Consider the following 22549-nt stretch of genomic DNA (forward strand, 5'->3'; position numbering starts at 1 on the left):
TTGTTTTGTTAAGCAAACTCATCCAATGATACTTAGCCTTCTATGAAGTTCGTGTTCCTCAGACCGGAAGTTTGCCGCCCGCTTCCTTCAGATTCCGCGTCACCACGGACATCCTTGCGTTAAGCTAACTGTTACTTCTGCCTTCACAGCTCGGGACTTTCACCCTATAGATTGCACCCATGCCGGGCGCACTTAAAAAAGACATAGATTAGTTAAGCTAACCTATGTCTTTATATTGCTCTTCCCTATACGATAAAAGCAAAGTATAAAAGGAACAATAAACAAAGCACATACATAATTGGATGAACTTCTTTATAACGCTTTTGTGCTACTAAACAGATTGGATATAGAATAAAGCCTAATCCAATACCAATCACTACACTAGAAGTTAGCGGCATCATAATAATTGTTAAGAAAGCTGGTATAACCACTTCTAGCTTCGTCCAGTTGATTCGACGAATTTCCATAGCCATTAGTGCACCTACAACAATTAATGCAGCTGATGTTACTTCAACTGAAATAACGTTAACAAGTGGTGAGAAGAATAAAGCAACTGCAAAACAAGCCGCAGTAACAATAGCCGTAAAGCCAGTCTTACCACCGACTGCTATACCAGCAGAAGATTCAACGCTTGTCGCCGGTGTTGATGTACCTAAAATAGCACCAATAACACCCGCAGCTGAATCAGCAAGTAAACCTTTGCCGATGTTTGGAATTTTATTACCTTTCATCATGCCTGCTTGACTCGTTAATCCAATTAAAGCACCAGCAGTGTCAAAGAATGCAACGATTAAAAATGTGAAAATTACTGTTAAGGTTTGAGCATTAAAAATGTCGCCTAAATGGTTAAATACAACACCAAATGTTGGCTCTAAGCTTGGAATACTACCTACTACTGATGAAGGAACATCAATCAATCCAAAGATCATACCGATAACTGTAGTAATAACCATTGCATAGAAAATGCCGCCGTTAATGCCTCGCACTAACATAATAACTGTAAGAATAATACCGATAATCGCCAGTAAAGTCATCGGTGAAGTTAAATCACCAATCGCTACGAATGTATCTGGGTTACCAACAATTATGCCTCCATTTTTTAAGCCGACAAATGTGATAAAGAAACCAATACCAGATGCGATTGCATATTTTAAATCGATTGGAATAATCTCAATAATTTTCTCGCGGATTTTTAATAAGCTTAAAATCATAAAGATGATTCCAGCAACAAATACGCCAGTTAAAGTAACTTGCCAGTCAATCCCCATACCAATACATACTGAGAATGTAAAAAATGAGTTTAATCCCATACTAGGCGCAATGGCGATTGGGAAGTTTGCAAGTATACCCATCAGAAGTGAACCGATGATTGCCGTAAGTGCCGTTGCAGTGAATACAGCACCATGATCCATACCAGATTGACTTAGTATTACTGGGTTCACGATTAAAATGTACGCAATTGATAAGAAAGTCGTAATTCCGGCAAGTGTTTCCGTTTTATAGGAAGTACCTCGCTCTGCAAATCTAAAAAAGTTTTTCATGTTGTAATCTCCTATTTGCTAAATTAAAGATCGATAGGGAATGATTTTAAGATTAGTTTTCCAACTAATTCATTTTATTTTCTCATTAGGCAATAAAAAAAACTTTGACCACTATTTGGCCAAAGCTTTTCTACAAAAACGGAATAAAAATATCATTAATTTCCCATTCCTTGTAGACAAGCTATTTAATGGTAGCTGGTAGAAACTTTCAAGCCGTATTCTTGAAATTATACAAGGTATATCTATTCTTTTTAAAAACAATAGGAGAATAATATCAAGTTCAATTTAATATGTCAATTAATATAAATCGGAATAAGGTTTTCCTGTAGTATCAGCAAGAATATTCAGAATGATAAATAAATTCAAGAGGTATTAACCCAATAAAAATTATAGTGCAAAAACTTGGAGCGAAAATTAGAAAAACCTAAGTTCGAATAGACGGACCCAAATTCGATTGGGCTGACCAGCTATCTTTTGGTCCCCGCTATTAATACTACTAATCTATCTTTACAGTAAATTTTTTCAGCTAGGAATCCTAGTTTTTTTAAAAAACATATGACTTGTCAACTATTGATAAATCAACTAAAATAATAACCGCTTCTAAATTTAAGGGATAAAGGTGAAAACAATGCTAAAACAACAAACAACTTTACAAAAACTAATGGAAGAACGTAAATCTGTCCGTAAATATGATCCTGATTTTAAAATTCCTCGCGAAGAAATTGAGCATATTTTACAACAAGCTACATCTGCCCCTTCATCAAGCAACTTACAACCTTGGCGCTTCCTTGTAATTGATGATACTGAACAAAAGAAAGAATTACGTATTGCCGGATTTAATCAAGAGCAAATTGAAACATCTTCTGCGATTATTGCCGTATTAGGTGACACAGAAATGTACAAAAACGCACAACAAATTTACGATGCAAATGTTGAACTTGGATACATGCCACGTGAAATTGCAGATATGCTGATTGCGAACGCTGAAGCAATGTATAGCGGTCTATCTGAAGAAGCTCGCTCTAATATTGCACACTTAGACGCAGGATTAATTTCAATGCAAATTGTTCTACTTGCTAAAGATATGGGTTATGATACTGTTATTATGGGTGGATTTGACAAAGCTGCATTTGCGCAAAAATATGAACTGCCTGCTAACGAATTACCAATGATTTTAATTGCAATCGGTAAAGCTGCAGCACCAGCACGTAATACGTCACGTCTACCATTCGAACAAATCATTCGTTTTTCTAACTAAAACAATTAAGTGCGAAATAATATAATTAACGCAAGGAGGATTCAGATGGAAGTTTGTTTAAATGACAAAAAGCAAATGATGATGACACTAAAAAAGTTAGACCGCCATATAACACAAACGTTCGAAAAAAGAACAGAAATCAGTCTAACTCGATATGAAATTTTAGTTTCTTTACTAGAAAAGGATTGTGTCACACAAAAAGTCCTTCAACAATCTTTAGCGATTGATCAGGCAGCTATTACACGTCATTTAAAAATACTAGAGCAACAGCAATATATTGAACGTAAACGTAATGAAAAAAATAATCGAGAAGTACTTGTCACGATTTCAAATAAAGGACGTGCCGCACTAGAAAGTTGCACGATGTTTAAAGATCAATTTTTAGATAACCTTTATAACGGATTTTCAAATAGTGAATTAAAGCAACTTAAACAATCTCTCGCTCGTTTAAGTGACAATATTAAAAAGCTGTAACAACACCAAAGTTTCTTCTCCTTGCTTAATGTTAAATAGCATTTCCAATACATTTAAATAAAAGCTGTACCAAAATCCTTGTTTACTCGGAGATTGGTACAGCATTTTGGGTTTTATTAAAGTAACTCTAACCACTCCACCGCCTCACAATGTGTGGAGTGAGTGTGACAATATATGGTGTCGGCGGTTTACCTGTCCCCCTCAATTTATTCTGCTGTTTCTGTTTCCTCTTCTTCTAGATCATCCGGATAAACGATTGTATTATAGACTTCTGATGTTGTACCATCCTTTAAATGTATCGTTGCCGTAATATCATCGGATTTTCCACCGTTAAATAACTGATAGTACATCGATTGCAGTCCAATACCGAATATGGCAAAGCCCTCAAAGCTATTCTCGAATTCCTCGCGGCTCGTTACGGTAATCGTAAATTCATTAAGAGACTTATTATAGTCTACACTTTGAATGGAAGGATACTCTTCACTCGTTTCCATTTCTTCAATAGATTGTATAACTTCCTCTTTCATTTCCTTCATAAGCTTTTTATGCTCCGCTTTAGACATAATGTACGTTACAGAACCGTCGTCATTTTTAATGACTTCTTTTACGCCTTCTTCTTTCGCATTCGCAATAGCTTCATCTAAATCTTGTCCTTCAAAGAGGGATGCAGGCAATGTCACTTCTACATTCAGTAGACCTTTATCCACTTCAACAGACTCATTATCCTCTTTCTTTGACTCACTCTTATCTTCTTGAGATGAACAAGCAGCCAAAGAAAGCGCCAACAACAGTAATAGTATTATTTTAAATTTCTTCATAATGTAGCCTCCACTTTTTAGTATACTAAAAGCCTATCAGAAATCATTAATAAATGTCTAGACCAACTTCATTGAGAATAAATTCAAGTCACTTATTAAGATAGTTAAAAAAACAATAATGATAGCTTCCCCCTACACTATTCTGGTAGCGGGGGCTACTAAATTTCATTTACTGTCCATTCAATAAACAGTTACTGTGCGTACAGGGAAAAATCCTAAGGTGGCATGTGAACGATTGGGGCATGCAAGAACCGGCATTTCACTCCGTATTATTCACTATTCACATACAAATGAGGAGTTGCAACGAAAAAACGCCAAATGATTTGGCCAGAACTTTTAGACATAATGGGCAAAAAAGAAAAAATGAAACACACTGGAACCCTTGATACTAAAAGTTCTATTTAGTCCTGCCAAATAGTTTAATGTTAGTTCCAATACGGGTAAACCACTACTGGATATTCATTTGACATAATAAATAAAGCACCTCGTGTATGAGATGCTTAGACTCATTATTTATAATTATAGTTCTGAACATGTTGCTGACTAATTGAACTTATAAAAAACGATTAGCAATGTCCTCAATATAATTAATTCCACTCACAGTGGGGATGTATTCTTCCCCAGTAATACCTTTTTTAATCAGATTACTGTCTTCCAAATATAATAATGCTAAATCCAACTCACGATCCTTGATACGCTCTTTCTTATCTATACTATAATGCTTCGGTGAACTAAAATACTCATTGTATATTTTTATCAACAAATCATTTCTTAGTATCTTTCTTTCTCTAACATTACTTTCGATTACTTTGTCATTCATATAAATCCCACTTCCTTCTATGTACTTAAATTCGACAAAAAGTAATGAATCCCTTCAAATCTTAGCAAATAAATATATCTGGTAATCTCTACTATTGTTGAAGTAAAGACAAGAATCCACAATTAAGCGTAATCTGGTCCATTGATGAAGCTATCCGAGATATAGAAGGGAAATAGATTGTGATACATTATTACTTAAAAATAATTCAAGAGCGTGAGGCCATGCAAGTTTAAAAATCACAATTGATATCTATGGACATGTAACTAAAAAGCCAATAAAGCACATAATCACATACCCTTACCTTAATAAAATAATTCTGTTAGCATTCGGTTCGTAAGTGGCTTTTCCTCTTCCTACAACCTCAAACAAATTTCTTCTATAACTCCACATAAAAAAAGCCATTCTCAAAATCTATTGATTCAATTAATTTAAAAGTGAAAGTTATATTTTAAATTTTCTACTAAAAATCATGCTTTTACCGAAAAGTCTAAAAAGATTTCAGAATTCTTCTTTTCCTTGAAATAGTTTGGTCATTTTTTATTCATAAAACAATGATAATCTTCCAATTAAAGGGAGCAAGTAAGTTTATATTTTCTTACATAACATCTCTCTGTTGTTAATAGAAAGGAGATTCTAAAATGAATTTTATAAAACGTGCTTTTTTAAGTGTCAAAGCAAGAAAGGGCAAAACTTTACTGCAACTATTTATTTTTTCGGCTATTTGTGTATTAGTTTTGTCTGGTTTATCTATTCAAACAGCTGCAGATAAAGCAGCTGATCTTGCACGTCAGCAATTAGGTGGAGATGTTACCTTACAAGTCGATATGACGAAAGCAAGAGAACAAATGAAAGAACAGATGGAATCAGGGGAGCGCGAACGCCCTTCTTTCACTTCAACACCAATAACAGTTGAAAATGCAGAAGAACTAACATCATATGAACATATTAAAGGGTACAACTTTTACTCTACAACAACAGCTTTAGCATCTGATTTTGAGCCAATTGAAAGTTCAACAACTGTTGATTTTGTAGCAGGTAATAATAATGGTCCAGATATGCCAGGTGGTATGTCCCAAGGTGACGTTAGCATCGAAGGTGTCTCCTACACAGATTCTGTTTCAGATTTTATGGATAGTGTGGCCTCTTTAGTTGATGGACGTCATATTACAATAGATGATCTTGATTCAAACGTTGCAATAATTGAACAAACATTAGCCGAAGATAATGAGTTAGCTGTTGGAGATACCATTACAATAACTAATCCATCAGATAAAGATACTAGTTTAACACTTGAAATTGTAGGAATTTATGAAACAACTTCTACTGGTTCAAATCAAGGAATGAATTTTACAGCATTAAATCCTTATAATAAGATATATGTGCCATACACAGCTGCCTCTACTTTAAAAGGAGAAGATTATGCAGGAACTATTGATAGTGCAATCTACTATCTAGAAGATGCTCAGTATGTAGATTCTTTCATTAAAGAAGCAGAAGAAAACAGTTCTATCGATTTTAATACATTTGCATTAAGTGCAAATACACAATTGTACGATCAAATGATGGAGCCTATTGAAAATGTTGCCTCTTTTTCTGAAAATGTTGTTTATTTAGTGTCTATTGCTGGTGCTATTATTTTAGGTTTAATCGTCATGATGGGTATTCGTGAACGGAAATATGAAATGGGTGTTTTATTAGCACTTGGAGAAAAGAAGTGGAAACTAATTGGCCAATTTGTTGTAGAAATTTTACTAGTGGCAATCTTAGCAATTGGTATTGCTTCTATCAGTGGAAACGTCGTAGCTAACGCTATTAGTGATCAATTACTTACTCAAGAAACTGCTATTTCAGAATCATCTTCTAGACCTGAATCATTTGGTGGACCTATGGGTGGTGACATGGGCAAAATGTTGGGGCAACCTTCTAATACAGTGGCGGAAACAACAACTGAGTTTGATGTATCAGTTACTGCTAAAGATATCGGATTACTTTCTGGAATTGGCTTATTAATTACTTTTATCGCGGCATTAATTCCGTCACTGTCTGTACTTCGCCTACAACCAAAAACGATATTATCCAGACAAGATTAAGGAGGCCTATATATGAGCACTTTATTACAATTTGAAAATATCAGCTACTGGTATAAACATGATCAGAAACAACATGATATTTTAAAAAATATTACTGTTTCATTTGAAAAAGGAAAGTTTTATACAATTATAGGACCTTCCGGCTCTGGTAAAACAACGTTTCTCGCTCTAGCAAGTGCCCTAGATGTTCCAAAAGAAGGAAAAGTACTTTATAAGAATAAGGATATTAAAAAAATTGGTTTAACAAATTTTCGAAATAAATATGTTTCCATTGTCTTTCAGGCCTATAATCTACTACCATACATGACAGCATTGCAAAATGTTGTTACAGCTATGGAAATTACAGGTTCTAAACAAAATAACAAAGTGGAATTTGCATTAAAAATGTTAGAAAAAGTTGGAATCTCTCACAAACAAAGCATGCAAAAAGTATTAACACTTAGTGGAGGACAACAACAACGTGTTTCTATAGCACGTGCCCTTTGCTGTGAATCTGAATTAATTGTTGCGGATGAACCGACTGGAAACCTAGACGAAGAAACTGCTTCCGAAATTGTGCGTATTTTACAAGATTTAGCACATAAAGAAGATAAATGTGTTGTGGTTGTTACACATGACCATAATATTGCTGCAGCATCTGATGTTACAATTAAACTATCAAAAGGGCAAATTACTGTTGTAAACTATTAAAATAACAAAAAAGACACCAAGGTGTCTTTTTTTGTTATTTTAAACATACTATCTATAAAACGTTCATCCTTACTCCACAATAACCACTTACATATTTTATTTGTCAGTATCTCTTGTTGTCTCGATAGATTTCGAAAGTTTAGAAGGTGAATTCCTCTCCTTTTTTGGGGTTCAAATTTCTCTTTGTAGTAAAGAACACACAATTGAAACGTATCAAATGCGTCTGTTTTTACCTTTCTAAAACTGGATTTCTTTGCTTGATTCGAAATGATAGGATTCAACAAATATATTGTGATTTAAACAAAGAACCTTCACACTCCTTTACGTTGTGAAGGTTCTAAGCCGTAAACCAAAATAATCAATTAGGATAGATGTAAAACCGCTTCGAAGACTTTCAGCTAATGAGTTCTTCCAAAAACAAACACCCTATTTTATAACTTTCCACTCACAATAAATGTAGACCACACTGAACGTTTTTTTTCTGGCTGTGATCACGCCCAAATAACCATAATTGCTGCATTTCCTCAATGACAGACTTTCGCGTTTCTTTTCTGTCATAATTGCATGAACTAATAGTTAATAATGAGAAAGGTGATTCTTCTTTCATATTGTCCTCTTCAGTTATAGAATATTTTTTCATGAAAGAAGTAAGTTGAACAACACTGTTCATCATTTCTATGTCATCTATATTTTCTTCCGTCACAAATCCAACTCGGACATTATTGTTTTCATTAGAAAAAAACATTAATGTTGACCAACTTTCTGGAATCGTCCTACTAAATATTTCACAGCATTTTTTCTTCGCATTATAGCCAATTACATGAACAGATTCATTTGTGAAGCTCCAACCTTGCGCCCAATCAATACCTCTTCCTTCCTGGCCAACAGATATTGTTCGAAGAGCATGTTTAAATACAATTTCATTCTTCTGTACAGATACGTATTTCTTTAACGTATGCTTCTTATTTTTTTGTAAAAATTGTGGCAACAAAAAGATTTGATTTTTAGCTACTTTAGGATGCTGTTGGAACTCCATTTGCACTTCGTATACTTCACTGAAGTCTTTTTTATCCTCATTTTTAAAGCCATCATATATTCCTTGCAATTCACCAGTACGTAATAAGCAGATATGATCTGCGTACAAGGATGCAATATTTAAATCATGTAAAATCGCTAAAATAGTTAACTGATTTGCGTGCTGTAAATGCTTCAACAAATCTAATAGTTCCATCGAATGGCGAATATCCAAATGATTGGTAGGTTCGTCCAACAATAAGACAGTCGGTTCTTGTGCTAGAGCTTTCGCCAATAAGACACGTTGCTTTTCTCCGCCGCTTAAAGCCGTAAATGATTTATCTCGATATTTCCAGATATTTGTTTGCCTCATCACCTTTTCAATCACTTGTTCATCCTGCTTAGAATTTTCCCAAAAAAGCATAGAATTTTGATATGGATATCGACCTGTTGCAACAATTTCCTTTACAGTGAAATCAAGTCCTATTTCATGCTCTTGCGTCATAACAGCCACTTTTTTTGCAAGCTCTTTAGGTTTATACTGTTTAACATTTTTACCATCTATAATAACGTCGCCTGAATGTAAACTTAAAACACCCAACATTAAACGAATGATCGTTGTTTTCCCGCTGCCATTCGGCCCTAATAACGCAAAAAAACTTCCTTTTTCCACTGTCAAGGATAGGTTGCGAACAATTGCATTCTCTTTGTTGTATCCGCCTGTCACATTATGAAGTGTAATCATTATCTATCCTCCTTGCGGTTAAGCACTCTTTCTTTTCATTCGTTGTTGTATCAGCAAAAAAGCAAAAATTGGAGAACCAATTAAAGCCGTCACCACTCCAATCGGCAACTCACTAGGCGCAACAACTGTTCGAGCAACAACGTCCGCCAACACCAAGTATCCCCCTCCAATCAGAAGTGAAAAAGGTAACACATAACGGTGATTTGCTCCAACCAATAAGCGAACCAAATGAGGAATAACCAAACCAACAAAACCAATGGCTCCTGACACGGCTACCGCTCCACCCGTCAATATGGAAGCACCTATTAAGATTATTTTTTTCTTCCTTTTGACATCCATACCGGTAAACTGTGCAGATTGCTCACCTAAAGCCATATTGTTCAATTCACGATAATGAAATAAAATCATTATCAACCCTACAATGAAGAAAGGCAATATAAGTTGTACGTGACCCCAACCTCTCATCGCCACGCTTCCCATTGTCCAATACAAAATATTGCTTACATCCTCGCGAGGTGTAAGTGCAATTAACAAAGAGATAATAGCGCTAAAAAAGGAGGACAAAATAATCCCTGCTAAAATAATCGTTTCATTAGATAGCTTTCCTGTCGAAACATTCGTAATGAATAGAACAATTAATAACGTTAACATCCCAAATATAACCGCCACGACTGATTGCGTATATCCTCCAATTAAAGTGGCTGGTATTTGTAAAAACATAACAAGAACAGCGCCAAGCGATGCACCTGACGACACACCAATCGTATAAGGATCGGCAAGCGTATTGCGCAATAATCCTTGGAAGGCAGCTCCAGCTAATGCTAAAGAAGCACCGACAAGAAACGCCAATACAACACGCGAAAAACGGATATTCCAAATGATGAGTTCTGTACTTTTAGAACCATCATAAAAAGAGGTATGAAAAATCTGATCAGAAAAAATATCTAAAATATCAGGGACAGTAATAGAAACTGCCCCTACAAATACTCCTATAACAATAGAAAGTAACACAAAAGCAAGTGCTAACAGCGTTATAGGGAATATCTTTTTATTGGAAAACATCTGGATACACTGCTTTTGCGATTTCTTCCATACCTTCTACTAAACGTGGACCTGATCTTGTGACCATATCACTATCCACATCATATACATCACCGTTTTTCACAGCTGTTACTTCTTGCCAACCATCACGGTGCAATATTTGCTCTGTAGCATCCTCGACATAATAACCATATGTTGTTAGAATCACATCAGGATTCATATTTACTGCTTCTTCCTCACTTACTTTCGGCCAACCTTCTAAATCACCTGCTACATTTACAGCACCAATCATCTCAAGCATTTCATTGATGTATGTACCATTACCTGCTGTATAAATATCTGGTTGAGGAGAAATTTCTACCCAGACCGATTTCGTTTCTGTAATTCCTTCTGCCTTTTCCTTCAATTCGTTCACTTTATCTTTCATGTCTGTGATAATCTCTTCTGCTTCCGTTAATTTTCCTGTAGCTTGTCCAATCATTTCAATACTTTTATATACCGAATCAAACGTCGAACCGATCTCTACAATTACAACTTCAGTACCTGCCTCTTGCAACTGTTTAATACCATCATTAGCATTTGTTACATGATAATCTTGTAGAAATGCTACATCAGGTTGTAATGCCAAAATCGCTTCCAAATTTAAATCCATTGAACCTACTTTTTTCTTATCAGCTGTCTCAGCAGGATAGTTATCATAATCCGATACACCGACAATTTCTTCGTCTAAACCAAGAGCAAACAATGTTTCTGTTACACTAGGTAAAAGAGAGACAATGGAATCAGGTTGTTCTTCTATCGTCACTTCATTTCCAGCATCATCTGTTATAGTAACGGGAAATGCTGCTGTTTGCTCGTTATTCTTATTAACCTCATTTGATTCTTCTGTCGAACCACAACCAGCTAGGATCGCTAGCATCAAAACCAATGTAAGAGAAAATTCCCAAAAACACTTTTTCATGTATGTTGTACCTCCAATGTAGTTATCATTTTTCTTTTGAAACATTAGCCCATGATTTGTTAATATTCAATTCCATATATGGCATCGACACCATCTTGATAGTAATGTTTTTCTTCAGTGATGACGGATACAAGATCTGCCGCCTCTTTAATTTCTGGCTTCGCATCTCTTCCCGTAATAATCAAATGGGTTGTCGCCGGTTTATTTTGAATAGTTTCCACAACATCCTTAATCGGCATGACGTCCTCAATCGGAAAAGAATCAATCGCTAATGCATTGTTCAACTCATCCCAAATGACAACGTCCCACTCACCACTCATCAATTGTTCTTTAGCCTTTTTCCAAGCAGCTTCTATTGATACTCGATGTTCTTCAGGGGTTTTTAACCATGTAAAGCCAATTCCTAATTGTTCTACTTTCGCTCCTAGCTTTTCAAGTGCAATTTGTTCTCCGTACGTGTTTTCAGGAGATTTAATAAATTGCAGAATTAATACTTTCATATCTCTTCCAAGCGCTCTGGCTGCCAATCCAAAAGCCGCCGTTGTTTTCCCTTTTCCATTACCTGTATAAACAAGTACTTTCCCTATTTCTGTTTTTCCCATCAATTTTCCTCACTTTTTCATGATTTCTTTACACAGAAAATAACCTTGTCAGAGCAAGGTTTTTAAAGTAACTGCTCCATATATAACAGACAGTTTACTTATTTTCATAGTATAAAAGGCATACTTTTTGTAATTATGAATTTTCAGTGGCAATATTGTATACAAGTATACAAGTATTTGATATTTAACCTTATGCTTTTCTATTTACCTATTAGACTAGAAGAATTGACGATAGTAAATAAAAGTGTTATGATTTGATGGATTTATTTAGAATTATCTGAAAATGAATATTTGTGGGAATAGGTTTCTTAATATGTATTAAGAATTAAAAGGGAAGTTTGGTGTAAATCCAACACGGTCCCGCCACTGTAAAAGAGAAGTTAGCACATTTATATCACTGATCATTATTGATTGGGAAGATTGTGTCTAATGTTGATCCTTAAGTCAGGAGACCTGCCTATTCCGACAACACTGTTTTTTACCTACGGGAGATAGGGAGGTGTTAGAATGAATAAACCTGTACATACATATAGGCATTTCTAACTTTTTTCTATGAACAAAGTTTGAAATGCCTATTTTTATTTTAATATATTTGAACAACAGGGAGATGAATTTGTTGAAAACAAGTAACTTAGGGTATCCACGTATCGGTGAAAATAGAGAATGGAAAAAAGCACTAGAACAATATTGGGCTGGGAAAATTGATGAACAAACACTAGAGCAATTAACAGAGAAGGTATTGTTATCTAATATTCAAAAACAAATTAAACAAGGAATTGATTTCATTCCAGTAAATGACTTTACTTATTATGACCATATGTTAGATACTGCTACAATGTTTGGTGTAGTTCCAACTCGTTATGGAGATATCAATGACACAATAACTTTAAATCAATATTTCTCAATGGCTAGAGGAAATAGTACAGCTGTTGCCTCTGAAATGACAAAATGGTTCAATACAAATTATCATTACATCATTCCCGAACTCAATGATGTTACATTTCGACTAGTAGAAAATAAGCCATTAAAGGCTTATCGGAAAGTAAAAGATAAATTAGGGATTGAAGGGAAACCTGTAATGGTAGGACCTTATACATTTCTAAAATTGTCTAAAGGATATAATGAAAAACAAATTCCAGGCATTCTTTTACAACTAATACCTTTATATCAACGAATTCTTAAGGAATTACAAAATGAAGGTGTTCAATGGGTACAAATAGATGAACCGATTCTTGTTACGTCCATTACATCTGATGAATTAAAGATTGTTCAATATATTTATAATCAATTACATGAAGCTACTCCTTCTCTAAATATTATGCTTCAAACGTATTTTGATTCCGTAGATGCTTACGAAACAATCACCTCGTTACCTGTACAAGGAATTGGATTAGATTTCGTTCATGGATTAGATCATAACTTACGAAATATACAAACATTTGGTTTTCCAGAAGATAAAGTACTTGGTCTAGGAATTATTGATGGTCGTAATATATGGAAAGCAGACTTAAATAAAAAGAAGGAGATCATCGATACTATTTTAGAATTGGTTGATACAGAAAATGTTTGGATTCAACCATCTTGTAGTCTACTACATGTTCCGATCACAACGAATAATGAATCTTCAATAGATGAAATGTTAATAAATGTTTTAGCTTTTGCTGACGAAAAATTACATGAAATCCAACTGCTAAAAAATAGTTATGAAAGTGATTCAAATGACTTAGAAGAAGTATTTACAAATAACAAACGAGATATCCAAATAATAAATATGTCTCCTGCTCGCAATAAATCATATGTCCATGCAGCAATAAAAAATATTACTGACCAGGAGTTCAAGAGGAATGAAAACTTCGAACAGAGAAAGGAAATTCAAAAAAAATATTGGCAACTTCCAGACTACCCAACTACTACAATCGGCAGTTTTCCACAGACTATAGAAGTTCGAAAAGCTCGACGTCAATTCAAAAATGGCGAATGGACCGCCATACAATATGATGAGTTTATTGAGAACGAAATTGCTAGATGGATTTCTATTCAAGAAGAAATCGGTTTAGATGTACTCGTTCATGGTGAATTTGAACGAAATGACATGGTAGAATATTTCGGAGAAAAATTATCAGGTTTTACTTTTAGTTCTAATGGCTGGGTGCAATCTTACGGCTCACGTTGTGTAAAACCACCGATTATATATGGTGATGTAGCCTTTATCGAACCAATGACATTACATGAAAGCTTATATGCAAAGAGCTTAACTAATAAGCCTGTAAAAGGAATGCTAACAGGCCCTGCTACCATATTAAATTGGTCTTTTGTACGAGATGATATAGCTCGTAAAGAAGTTTGCTTTCAAATTGCGTTAGCTCTAAGAGAAGAAATTCAACTTCTTGAACAAAATGATATTAAAATGATTCAAGTTGATGAACCAGCATTGCGTGAAGGTTTACCTCTTAAGAAAGAAAACTGGAAAGAGTACCTAGACTGGGGTGTGCAATCATTTTTATTAGCCACATCTTCGGTCGAAGCAACAACTCAAATCCATACACATATGTGCTACTGCGATTTCAATAATTTCTTAGACGTCATAAGCAAGCTCGATGCTGATATTATTTCTATTGAAACTTCCCGAAGTCATGGAGAACTTCTTCAATCGTCACAATTGAAATCTTATGACAAGGGAATTGGTCTTGGCGTATATGATATTCATAGTCCTCGTGTTCCATCTGTAGAGGAGATTACAGAGATTATTGAAAAATACACTAAAATACTACCAAAAGAACAAATTTGGGTTAATCCAGACTGTGGACTAAAAACAAGAAAAGAAGAAGAAACAGTAGCATCTCTTCAAAACATGGTTAAAGCGACTGAATTCGTCCGTAATCAAAAAACGGTTAATCAAGGTATTTAATAGTAATTGAGGAGTATCCGATATGGTAGAAATCAAAAAAACAGTTAGTCAATCTAAAGCAGAGCTAATAGACTTAGTACTTCCCCTTGATACAAATATGCACGGTACCATTTTTGGCGGTAAGGTGATGGCCTATGCCGATAAAATAGCTGCTATATCTGCCATGCGTCATTGCCGAATGCCTGTCGTCACTGTTAGAAGTGACTCATTTGAATTTCGTGCTCCTATAAAGATTGGGGAAGCTATTTGCATAGAGGCGATGGTCATTTGTGCTTTTAGTACATCTATGGAAGTCTTAGTAAAAATTCATGCTGAGCATTTATTAACCGGAAAGAAAACTCCCACTTCACAAGCCTATTTAACTATGATAGCTATTGATGAAAATTCAAAAGCCGTAAAAGTACCACCTATCATTCCTGTTACTGAAGAAGAGAAAGAGCATTATCGCCTAGCAATGGAACGTTATCAAATTAGAAAAAGTAAAAAAACAAATTAAAAACAAATACTTAAACTATAAAAAGGAGTATTCAAAAAGTCAGCTTTTCTGACTCTTTGAATACTCCTTTTATTATTATATTTCTTTTTTAAGTGCAACTTTGCTTGGTGCTACTTTTATCCTCAATGAGCAATAGCATACAACTTCTGAGGTAAGCCAATATGAAGAATGGACATGTTTACCCACGGACAAAAACTTATACAATTATGTATAACTTGAAGAAAGATCCAATAACAGGAAAGTGAAGACAGTGATCAGTTGGAGGTATCAAATGAAGTAACCGGTAAACACGTGAAAGTTCAAAAAACAAGAAAGAAAATCCCAGGAACCAAGCACAAAAAGTCTCCATCCTTTGCAGCACAAGAGATTGGAGATTCTAAAAAATGATGATTCTGGCGGGGCTCAAATCCACGACCTCTACCCAGGTGAAAGATCTTGCTTAAAAAATCAATTTCAAGAAAATTTATTCTTAACTATCTCTTCCCCTGTAATTTCGCCATCTCCATAGGTCCAAATTCTATATTTTGTATCAGTCCCTTTTTTTACTACTAAAACGTATTCCAAGAAAAACTCTTCCCAGCCTCCTAATTGAGCTATACTTTCTATAGAAGTTATTTCGGGATTATGCTCTAACACTGCCTTTTTAACATTATAGAACTTATAGTTTACAAATAACGTAATACACAGATAACCTACTATCAAAAATGGGCTAATCATTAATATTACTTTCAAGAAAACTTTCTTATTTAATAAGTTCATAGTTCTCCTTCTACAAAAATGTTAAGTGTTTTAGTCTACTCGTAACAACCCTTCTGAAAACAACCATATAAAACTAATTAACTGGATATGCATAAAAAATGAATCGTTCAGGTGCGTTGCCTATATAATGGAAAGGATAACAGGTTGTGACGGTAAGCACCTCTTCTCCTTTTGATCCGATAACTGTTGTATCGTCCGCATCAACAACTTCTGTAAAGAGAATTTCATATGTATAAGTTCCGTCTGGAAGCTCAACTATGAATAAATCACCTATTTCCAATTTATCAAAATTCCTAAATACTGTATCTCGATGGCCGGACAAGACAATTTGTTCACCCTCTTCTGGTAAGGCGGTTCCATTGTAGTGTCCGACTCCTTTTTCTAATTCTTGTTCATCTGTTCCTTCAATGATTGGCAGTGATGCATGAAGTTTAGGTACTCTAAGAATGCCGATTAACTGTTCTTCATTATTTACATACTTGGTTTCTCCCGCCTCTTTATTCCTTGCTTCTTCGATATATTTTTCTGCTTTTTCAAGTGTTTCCTTCGTTTGTTGTTTAGATGAAACAATTTGAAAAATAGAAAAGGCTATTATGAACAATCCACCCATCAAGAATAATAAAGCTATTTTCCCCCTCAAAAAACACACCTCACATTTCTTCATGTACTTTGTTCAATAGTCCATATTTCTGTTTAAACCGTTCCAAAATTTTGATCCAAGCCTTTGCAAACAACAGAATAAATACTACGTTCGATATTCCATGGGCCATATCAAAAAACAGACTTGAAACAAAAACACCAGTAAAAAATTCCCAAGTGAAGTTTTCAGTATTACTAACGATAATCCACATATTCATCATCCAACCATATAGGTATCCCCATATAAATCCGAAAACAGCCATCCCCAAAATTTTCTTCATCCACCATGTATGGCGAAGTAAACCAGCAGACATTCCCATCATGCCCCAAGCAAACATTTGCCAAGGTGTCCATGGTCCTTGTCCAAGAAATATATTCGAAACAAGAGCTGCAACAGCTCCAATGATGAATCCTGATTCTGCCCCGAACACTAAACCTGCCATAATGATAACAAACGACGTTGGCTGAATGCTCGGCAAACTTGCAAAAGGAACACGGCCAACAGCTGCAATTGCTGTTAAAATTGCAATAATCACGATTTCTCGCCCAGATATTTTTCTTATTTCGAACCGAGCGAAAAAGGGTACGATAATGCAGCCGATCATGATAAAACTCAGCAACATATAGGAAGAATAGTGAAACAAAAGTTTTGACAACAGTAGCAACACGGGAATGAGTATTGAAACAATTAATAAGTAGCCTTTGGAGCTGAACATTTGGATAATGCCTCCTCTAGTGTTAGCACTTCGTGGACTTGTGTTGATTGGGTCACACGATTGATTGCAGTTGTATAAAAATAATTGCCTTTAAATAACTGATTAGGCGATCCATCAGCTGTAATCTCTCCATCAAACATTAATAAGCATCGGGTCGCACAGGCAGCTGCAAAATCAATATCATGTGTTACCATCATGATCGACACGCCACTCTGATGAAGATTCTTAACAATCTTTAATAACCGTTGTTTTGTCACAGAGTCTAGCGCTTTTGTTGGTTCATCTAAAAAAACCAGTTCCGGTTTACCAATCAACATGCAGGCTAGAGCGGCCAGTTGAATTTCTCCACCTGAACAATCATGTGGATGAAAATTTCGTATATGTTCGATCTGAAAAGATTGTAATAATTTTAATATCACATCTTGTCCATTCTCTACTTGATTTCTGCGAACAGCTTCAGCCATTTCTTTTTCAATCGTTTCATGAACAAAATATGAAATCGGATTTTGCGGTAAGTAGGCTATTTTTCCTTGCAGCTCTTTTCCTTTCCATTTCCAAGCATCTTTATTAAAAATTCGTGCTTTTCCACGTTGCGGTCTTATACTGCCAATGCACATTTTTAATGCTGTTGTTTTACCTGACGCATTACCCCCAACAACTGCAACCAGCTCTCCTTTATGCAATTGCAATGAATATCCTTTTAAAATATATGGACCCTTTTTATCATATTGAAAATAAACATTTTGTACGTCAATAAGGACAGAATCATCCCCTTTATTACTCGGAACATCTAAATGAGGCACTATAGGATTACTATCTAGAGAACGAATCCATTTTTTCGCCTCTTTCACAGTTAGTGGTATTTCTTCCATTATTGGAGATTGTTCCATTTCCATATAATATCTTGAAACGGATGGCAAATAAGCAAAAAATCGTTCATCTTTGTATTTATAAATTTGTTGTACGATTTCTTTGCTACTACCTTCATAGGCCACTTTCCCATCGGCCATCATATACAATCGATCTGCATACGCAAATACTTCCTCCAGCTGATGCTCTATCATAACGATTGTTAAGCCCATTTCTTTGTTCAATCGTTCAAGCATCATCAAGAGCTCTTTTGTAGCAATCGGGTCAAGCTGTGACGTAGGCTCATCAAGCAGCAATACCTTTGGTCTCAATAATAGAACCGAAAGCAAATTCACCATTTGCTTTTGTCCGCCGGATAATAATGAAGGTTTTTGCTTCAATAATGGTTCAACGCCAAAAAAATGAACCATTTCAGCCACTCGTTTTCGAATTTCAAATGAGGAATATCCTAGATTTTCTAAGGAAAAAACGATTTCCTGGATCACCTCATCCATGATAATTTGATTGTCAGGATTTTGCATAACAAAACCGATTTGTTCTATCAATGTCCATTCATCCCAATAATCTAATGGTTGTCCCATGTAGATAATTTCACCTGACTTTGTTCCCGTTGAGATAAGCCCTTGTTTTAGCAAACGCAGCAATGTAGTCTTTCCGCAACCGCTTGGTCCGCAAAGTAGAATAAATTCTCCCTCATTGACATGAAACGAGAAACCATCTAACACCTTTCTCACTTGATTGGGATATTGATACGATACATTCCTTAATTGAAATATTTCCATCTCAGCTGTTCTCCTCCTTCAACAAGTAACGGAAACAATAAGATAAGTACAGAACTAATCAGCACAAAATAATCTAATAAATTAAGAGAAAAAGAACTTAGCTCCGGATAAATGACGACCCTCCCACTTCCATTCAATCCTCCTAAAATACTAAAAATGAATAGAGAGGAAAGTACTGCTAACCAACCTTTATCCCTTCTGCACCATCGATACGACTCATATGAACTTCGTTTACCGATTCCATAACCTCTAGTAGTCATTGAATCTGCCGTATCCATCCCTTCCTCCAAAGACCAGGTTAATAATATTTGTATAAAGATCATTCCATTTGTCATTCTTTCTTTTAATGTACCCGAAGCAACAGATAATCCTTTTATTCGTTGAACATCGACTATTTCATCCATACGCTTTTTTAATAAAGGGACGAAGCGAATGGAGAGCATCGTTAGAAAGACTATTTTCGGCAAAAACTTCGAAAAAATGTATAAAAATTTATTGCCATTCAAGATTGTATTAAATGAAATGAACAAGAGTAAAATGGAGGAGATTAAAAGAGCCAAAACTCCCCCATATACAGTTGCTTCAACTGTTACTTCCCTCCCAAAAAACTCAAATAATATATGTTTCCCTTTAGGAACAAGGAGGGCATTCATAATAATCAGCATACTACTCATACCTATTAATAGTGGACTCCACTTCTTCAATGCTTCCCCGTTGTCATGTGTTAAATTGACTGCTATTAAAATCAAACAACTAAACAACAAAAATAACGGATGATTAAAGAAAAGAGCTAATATGCCCACACATAAATAATAGAAGAAGATAACAAACGGATGAAAACTCCGGAAACTAATATTTATATTCGAAACCTCCTTTAGCTCCAATGATTAGAAAATAAAATCCCAATACTTCATTTTTAAGCGTTGTAACCAATTCTTTGATTGAATCAGTTCTGTCAGTGTACGTTTCATCAATTGATCCACTTGATTATATTGTTCTTGTGAAAGTTTATGAGTACTATATTTGCACTGTTGATGAATGATGATGACGCTTTGAAATTGTTGTGCCAATCCTTTTGAATAGACGGTTTCCACTTCGTCCACATAGCTCCACACCGAACCTCTCTTTGGAGAAATTCCACTATATTGGAATAATGACAATGTGTACGTAAATAAGGCTGGAATCGCCTCTTTATAATCCGATTGAAGGAAGCGCTGATTTCTTTTTCTAACATCCATTCTACCTTTAAGGACATACGAAATGACGATTAATAGGGCAACAATGAAACCGAGCAGAACAGCAATTCCGACCTTCTGCCAAAAGCTAAGCGGCTCTTTCGGCTTTTGGTTTGAATTATTATTCTGTTGTTGCGGTTCTTCTTTTATTTGTTGTGCTCCTTCATCAGAGGAGGAAGCTTGAGAAGGCACATTCGGCGCTTTCACTTCGCTATTTGTTTGATTGCTTTCGTTCCCTCCAGGATAATTAGAAAAATCCGTATCCTCCATTACATCATAATAAGGTGGTGTTACTTCAATTGGTATCCATCCCACTTTGTCCAAATAAATTTCTGTCCACGCGTGAGCGTTCGTTCCTTTTATGGGAAATTCCTCAAATTGAGCAATATTTTTAACATCTTCAGGTGTAATAAGGTATCCTTCAACATAGCGCGAAGGAACCCCATAATAGCGGAACAGTAAAGTTGCCACGGTAGCATAATGTGTAGCATATCCCGTCTTGCTTTCCTCCAATACATATTGAACAAAATCCGAAGACTCCGGTAAAGCTTTCACATTTTTATTGTATGAGAGTTCTTCATTCACAAAATCTTTTACGAGACTGATCGCTTGCTCATACGACATTCGTTCATCCATTGCCTGTTCAGAAGATTGTAAATGATTATCCAAAATTCTTTTTGTATCTTCCGGTATTTGCAAATAATTTTCATACACATAAGAATTGTACTGGCTTTCATTTTTAAAATAACTCTCTTCTTGCCCATCCTTCTCAAGTGTGTATACCTCATTCGCCAATGAAGGGTATTTCGTAACCAAGTTCGCACTCGATTGATAGGAATATAGACGGGTTCCGAATAAAGATTTGGATACAATGGCTCCTTCATCGAATGTCTTTATTTCGTCCAGTTGACTTGGATTTGTTTTCAACTCATATGGCGTATAAACGTAACGACTGTTAGCATTAACATTATTGATTGTTATATTAACTGTCTCTTCTTCTCGGTTCACCATCTGATTAACGATGCTTAACTGGTTGTTAGCACGGAACCCCGATTTTTCTAACCAATAAAATAATCCGTTTGCCTGGTAATACACCTCATTGTCAAGTGGCTTCCAAGCCGTGTCCGTATATTTCGAACCTACAAATCCTCTTAAATAAAGAGATGTTGGTTCATCCATTACTACTTTCAGAGCGGTTGATTCCGACAATGATAATTTTCCTAATTTACTAAAATCTCCTTGTGTGAATGTATTTGTCTGATTATTTTCATAGCGAAACTCTTCTACTTCATCCAATAAATGCTCCTTTGCCTTAACGACTGTTTCATTCTTTGTATAGTCAGAAGCCGGTTTTATCATGTGCAGAAGGATATAACAGGATACAAATAAAATTAATACAATAGATATATTCCTAATGATGACACTATTTTTACTTTGATTATTTCCTCTTATAATTGCATAGCTGCTGGCTATTGTTCCTGCAAAAAACAATAATGTGTTACAATATACAGATGGCGTCATTTTCGTCACCACTTGTAAGATAAAAAGGGCGATAATAATCAACCAAACGAAAAGATGCTTTCGGTGATTCACCATCAAAAAAATAATGTAAGCAGCTAAAATTGAAAAGTAACCTATAAATATAAAAACGGCCAGATTTTCATATTCTGATTCCAAAGTAAGTTTATATTGATGCAGTATTATCCCTGTCTCATTTCCAATTAATACAGCGACTTGATTTAAACAGAGAAAAAGCCCGTTTACTATATATTCTCGCATTAGTAAAAATAGGACCAGAAAACAACTGGTTATCATAATCGCCCATTTCCAATCAACTTTTATCTTTTGGTGAAAATAGCTCAAGAAAAAGATTACGAGTATACCAAAAATTGCGCCTAATAGAAAAGCAGATTTCAACTTGAACATAGAAAAAATGCTGTATACAATAGCTACATATACAATTATGGAGACAAAAATAGTAACTAATGGTTGAACCATTCTTTCTTCGTTCGTCTGTTTTTTATTTTTTAATGTGAGTTTTATCGTCTGTTTAAAAGATATATTATCTTTAGTTACGTCCATCGTTCCAT

General features: G+C 35.2%; 19 protein-coding genes, 1 pseudogene and 2 riboswitches. Of the genes and pseudogenes, 6 read left to right on the forward strand and 14 right to left on the reverse strand.

Annotated features, from left to right (window positions below; all coding sequences use genetic code 11):
- Positions 1-245: 245 nt before the first annotated feature.
- The gene (locus tag IEO70_RS03270) at positions 246-1541 is read right to left on the reverse strand and encodes an NCS2 family permease (protein WP_190996924.1); all 1296 of its coding nucleotides are present in this window, start codon (positions 1539-1541) and stop codon (positions 246-248) included.
- A 153-nt stretch (positions 1542-1694) separates the two neighbouring features.
- Positions 1695-1796: riboswitch (purine riboswitch) on the reverse strand.
- 373 nt (positions 1797-2169) lie between these two features.
- Between IEO70_RS03270 and IEO70_RS03275 the strand changes: the two genes are divergently transcribed.
- Positions 2170-2799: a nitroreductase family protein gene (locus tag IEO70_RS03275; protein WP_190996925.1), complete on the forward strand. Its 630-nt coding sequence runs from the start codon at positions 2170-2172 to the stop codon at positions 2797-2799.
- 45 nt (positions 2800-2844) lie between these two features.
- Entirely contained in the window at positions 2845-3273 is a 429-nt protein-coding gene (locus IEO70_RS03280; RefSeq protein WP_190996926.1) for a MarR family winged helix-turn-helix transcriptional regulator, read from the forward strand.
- A gap of 206 nt (positions 3274-3479) precedes the next feature.
- On the opposite strand, the gene IEO70_RS03285 is transcribed toward IEO70_RS03280, so the two are convergent.
- The gene (locus IEO70_RS03285) at positions 3480-4091 is read right to left on the reverse strand and encodes a hypothetical protein (RefSeq protein WP_190996927.1); all 612 of its coding nucleotides are present in this window, start codon (positions 4089-4091) and stop codon (positions 3480-3482) included.
- Between the two features lie 553 nt (positions 4092-4644).
- On the reverse strand, positions 4645-4911 hold the full coding sequence (locus tag IEO70_RS03290) for a hypothetical protein (RefSeq protein WP_190996928.1): 267 nt from the start codon (positions 4909-4911) through the stop codon (positions 4645-4647).
- A gap of 638 nt (positions 4912-5549) precedes the next feature.
- On the opposite strand from IEO70_RS03290, the gene IEO70_RS03295 reads away from it, so the two are divergent.
- On the forward strand, positions 5550-7001 hold the full coding sequence (locus tag IEO70_RS03295; protein ID WP_190996929.1) for an ABC transporter permease: 1452 nt from the start codon (positions 5550-5552) through the stop codon (positions 6999-7001).
- Positions 7002-7013: 12 nt separating this feature from the next.
- Positions 7014-7691, forward strand: coding sequence for an ABC transporter ATP-binding protein (locus IEO70_RS03300; protein WP_190996930.1), 678 nt, complete (start codon positions 7014-7016; stop codon positions 7689-7691).
- A 98-nt stretch (positions 7692-7789) separates the two neighbouring features.
- Here the strand turns inward: IEO70_RS03300 and IEO70_RS20495 are convergent.
- The 5 genes and pseudogenes from IEO70_RS20495 to IEO70_RS03325 form a co-directional block, all read right to left on the reverse strand.
- Positions 7790-7987, reverse strand: a pseudogene (locus tag IEO70_RS20495) (IS110 family transposase); the annotation flags it as partial.
- Between the two features lie 149 nt (positions 7988-8136).
- The gene (locus IEO70_RS03310) at positions 8137-9450 is read right to left on the reverse strand and encodes an ABC transporter ATP-binding protein (protein WP_190996931.1); all 1314 of its coding nucleotides are present in this window, start codon (positions 9448-9450) and stop codon (positions 8137-8139) included.
- A gap of 18 nt (positions 9451-9468) precedes the next feature.
- Positions 9469-10512 (reverse strand): FecCD family ABC transporter permease, encoded by a 1044-nt coding sequence (locus IEO70_RS03315; RefSeq protein WP_190996932.1) that lies wholly within the window; start codon positions 10510-10512, stop codon positions 9469-9471.
- Entirely contained in the window at positions 10499-11452 is a 954-nt protein-coding gene (locus tag IEO70_RS03320; protein WP_190996933.1) for an ABC transporter substrate-binding protein, read from the reverse strand. The genes IEO70_RS03315 and IEO70_RS03320 overlap by 14 nt, the downstream gene beginning before the upstream one ends.
- A gap of 59 nt (positions 11453-11511) precedes the next feature.
- Entirely contained in the window at positions 11512-12054 is a 543-nt protein-coding gene (locus IEO70_RS03325) for a cob(I)yrinic acid a,c-diamide adenosyltransferase (protein ID WP_190996934.1), read from the reverse strand.
- Positions 12055-12338: 284 nt separating this feature from the next.
- Positions 12339-12529: riboswitch (cobalamin riboswitch) on the forward strand.
- A 132-nt stretch (positions 12530-12661) separates the two neighbouring features.
- Here IEO70_RS03325 and metE point away from each other — a divergent pair.
- Positions 12662-14962 (forward strand): 5-methyltetrahydropteroyltriglutamate--homocysteine S-methyltransferase, encoded by a 2301-nt coding sequence (gene metE / locus IEO70_RS03330; RefSeq protein ID WP_190996935.1) that lies wholly within the window; start codon positions 12662-12664, stop codon positions 14960-14962.
- A gap of 22 nt (positions 14963-14984) precedes the next feature.
- Complete coding sequence (locus IEO70_RS03335) at positions 14985-15458, forward strand: acyl-CoA thioesterase (RefSeq protein ID WP_190996936.1); 474 nt, start codon at positions 14985-14987, stop codon at positions 15456-15458.
- Between the two features lie 453 nt (positions 15459-15911).
- Here IEO70_RS03335 and IEO70_RS03340 read toward each other — a convergent pair whose 3' ends face one another.
- The 6 genes from IEO70_RS03340 to IEO70_RS03365 form a co-directional block, all read right to left on the reverse strand.
- Positions 15912-16217 (reverse strand): hypothetical protein, encoded by a 306-nt coding sequence (locus IEO70_RS03340; protein WP_190996937.1) that lies wholly within the window; start codon positions 16215-16217, stop codon positions 15912-15914.
- 73 nt (positions 16218-16290) lie between these two features.
- Positions 16291-16866, reverse strand: a complete 576-nt coding sequence (locus tag IEO70_RS03345) for a class D sortase (protein WP_407948407.1) — start codon at positions 16864-16866, stop codon at positions 16291-16293.
- A gap of 1 nt (position 16867) precedes the next feature.
- The gene (locus IEO70_RS03350; protein WP_190996939.1) at positions 16868-17572 is read right to left on the reverse strand and encodes an ECF transporter S component; all 705 of its coding nucleotides are present in this window, start codon (positions 17570-17572) and stop codon (positions 16868-16870) included.
- Positions 17545-19224, reverse strand: a complete 1680-nt coding sequence (locus IEO70_RS03355; RefSeq protein ID WP_190996940.1) for an ABC transporter ATP-binding protein — start codon at positions 19222-19224, stop codon at positions 17545-17547. Before IEO70_RS03355 ends, IEO70_RS03350 begins: the two co-directional genes overlap by 28 nt.
- Complete coding sequence (locus IEO70_RS03360; RefSeq protein WP_328820858.1) at positions 19206-20027, reverse strand: energy-coupling factor transporter transmembrane component T; 822 nt, start codon at positions 20025-20027, stop codon at positions 19206-19208. Before IEO70_RS03360 ends, IEO70_RS03355 begins: the two co-directional genes overlap by 19 nt.
- An 84-nt stretch (positions 20028-20111) precedes the next feature.
- Entirely contained in the window at positions 20112-22541 is a 2430-nt protein-coding gene (locus IEO70_RS03365) for a transglutaminase domain-containing protein (protein WP_190996942.1), read from the reverse strand.
- Between the last annotated feature and the right edge of the window lie 8 nt (positions 22542-22549).

This window comes from Peribacillus faecalis, from assembly GCF_014712675.1.
Lineage (GTDB): Bacteria > Bacillota > Bacilli > Bacillales > DSM-1321 > Bacillus_AD > Bacillus_AD faecalis.

What these genes read in the sequence shown, in the direction of transcription:
- IEO70_RS03270 (WP_190996924.1), bottom strand. Translation starts at nt 1,541, where the DNA reads ATGAAAAACTTTTTTAGATTTGCAGAGCGAGGTACTTCCTATAAAACG.
- IEO70_RS03275 (WP_190996925.1), top strand. Translation starts at nt 2,170, where the DNA reads ATGCTAAAACAACAAACAACTTTACAAAAACTAATGGAAGAACGTAAA.
- IEO70_RS03280 (WP_190996926.1), top strand. Translation starts at nt 2,845, where the DNA reads ATGGAAGTTTGTTTAAATGACAAAAAGCAAATGATGATGACACTAAAA.
- IEO70_RS03285 (WP_190996927.1), bottom strand. Translation starts at nt 4,091, where the DNA reads ATGAAGAAATTTAAAATAATACTATTACTGTTGTTGGCGCTTTCTTTG.
- IEO70_RS03290 (WP_190996928.1), bottom strand. Translation starts at nt 4,911, where the DNA reads ATGAATGACAAAGTAATCGAAAGTAATGTTAGAGAAAGAAAGATACTA.
- IEO70_RS03295 (WP_190996929.1), top strand. Translation starts at nt 5,550, where the DNA reads ATGAATTTTATAAAACGTGCTTTTTTAAGTGTCAAAGCAAGAAAGGGC.
- IEO70_RS03300 (WP_190996930.1), top strand. Translation starts at nt 7,014, where the DNA reads ATGAGCACTTTATTACAATTTGAAAATATCAGCTACTGGTATAAACAT.
- IEO70_RS03310 (WP_190996931.1), bottom strand. Translation starts at nt 9,450, where the DNA reads ATGATTACACTTCATAATGTGACAGGCGGATACAACAAAGAGAATGCA.
- IEO70_RS03315 (WP_190996932.1), bottom strand. Translation starts at nt 10,512, where the DNA reads ATGTTTTCCAATAAAAAGATATTCCCTATAACGCTGTTAGCACTTGCT.
- IEO70_RS03320 (WP_190996933.1), bottom strand. Translation starts at nt 11,452, where the DNA reads ATGAAAAAGTGTTTTTGGGAATTTTCTCTTACATTGGTTTTGATGCTA.
- IEO70_RS03325 (WP_190996934.1), bottom strand. Translation starts at nt 12,054, where the DNA reads ATGGGAAAAACAGAAATAGGGAAAGTACTTGTTTATACAGGTAATGGA.
- metE (WP_190996935.1), top strand. Translation starts at nt 12,662, where the DNA reads ATGAATTTGTTGAAAACAAGTAACTTAGGGTATCCACGTATCGGTGAA.
- IEO70_RS03335 (WP_190996936.1), top strand. Translation starts at nt 14,985, where the DNA reads ATGGTAGAAATCAAAAAAACAGTTAGTCAATCTAAAGCAGAGCTAATA.
- IEO70_RS03340 (WP_190996937.1), bottom strand. Translation starts at nt 16,217, where the DNA reads ATGAACTTATTAAATAAGAAAGTTTTCTTGAAAGTAATATTAATGATT.
- IEO70_RS03350 (WP_190996939.1), bottom strand. Translation starts at nt 17,572, where the DNA reads ATGTTCAGCTCCAAAGGCTACTTATTAATTGTTTCAATACTCATTCCC.
- IEO70_RS03355 (WP_190996940.1), bottom strand. Translation starts at nt 19,224, where the DNA reads ATGGAAATATTTCAATTAAGGAATGTATCGTATCAATATCCCAATCAA.
- IEO70_RS03365 (WP_190996942.1), bottom strand. Translation starts at nt 22,541, where the DNA reads ATGGACGTAACTAAAGATAATATATCTTTTAAACAGACGATAAAACTC.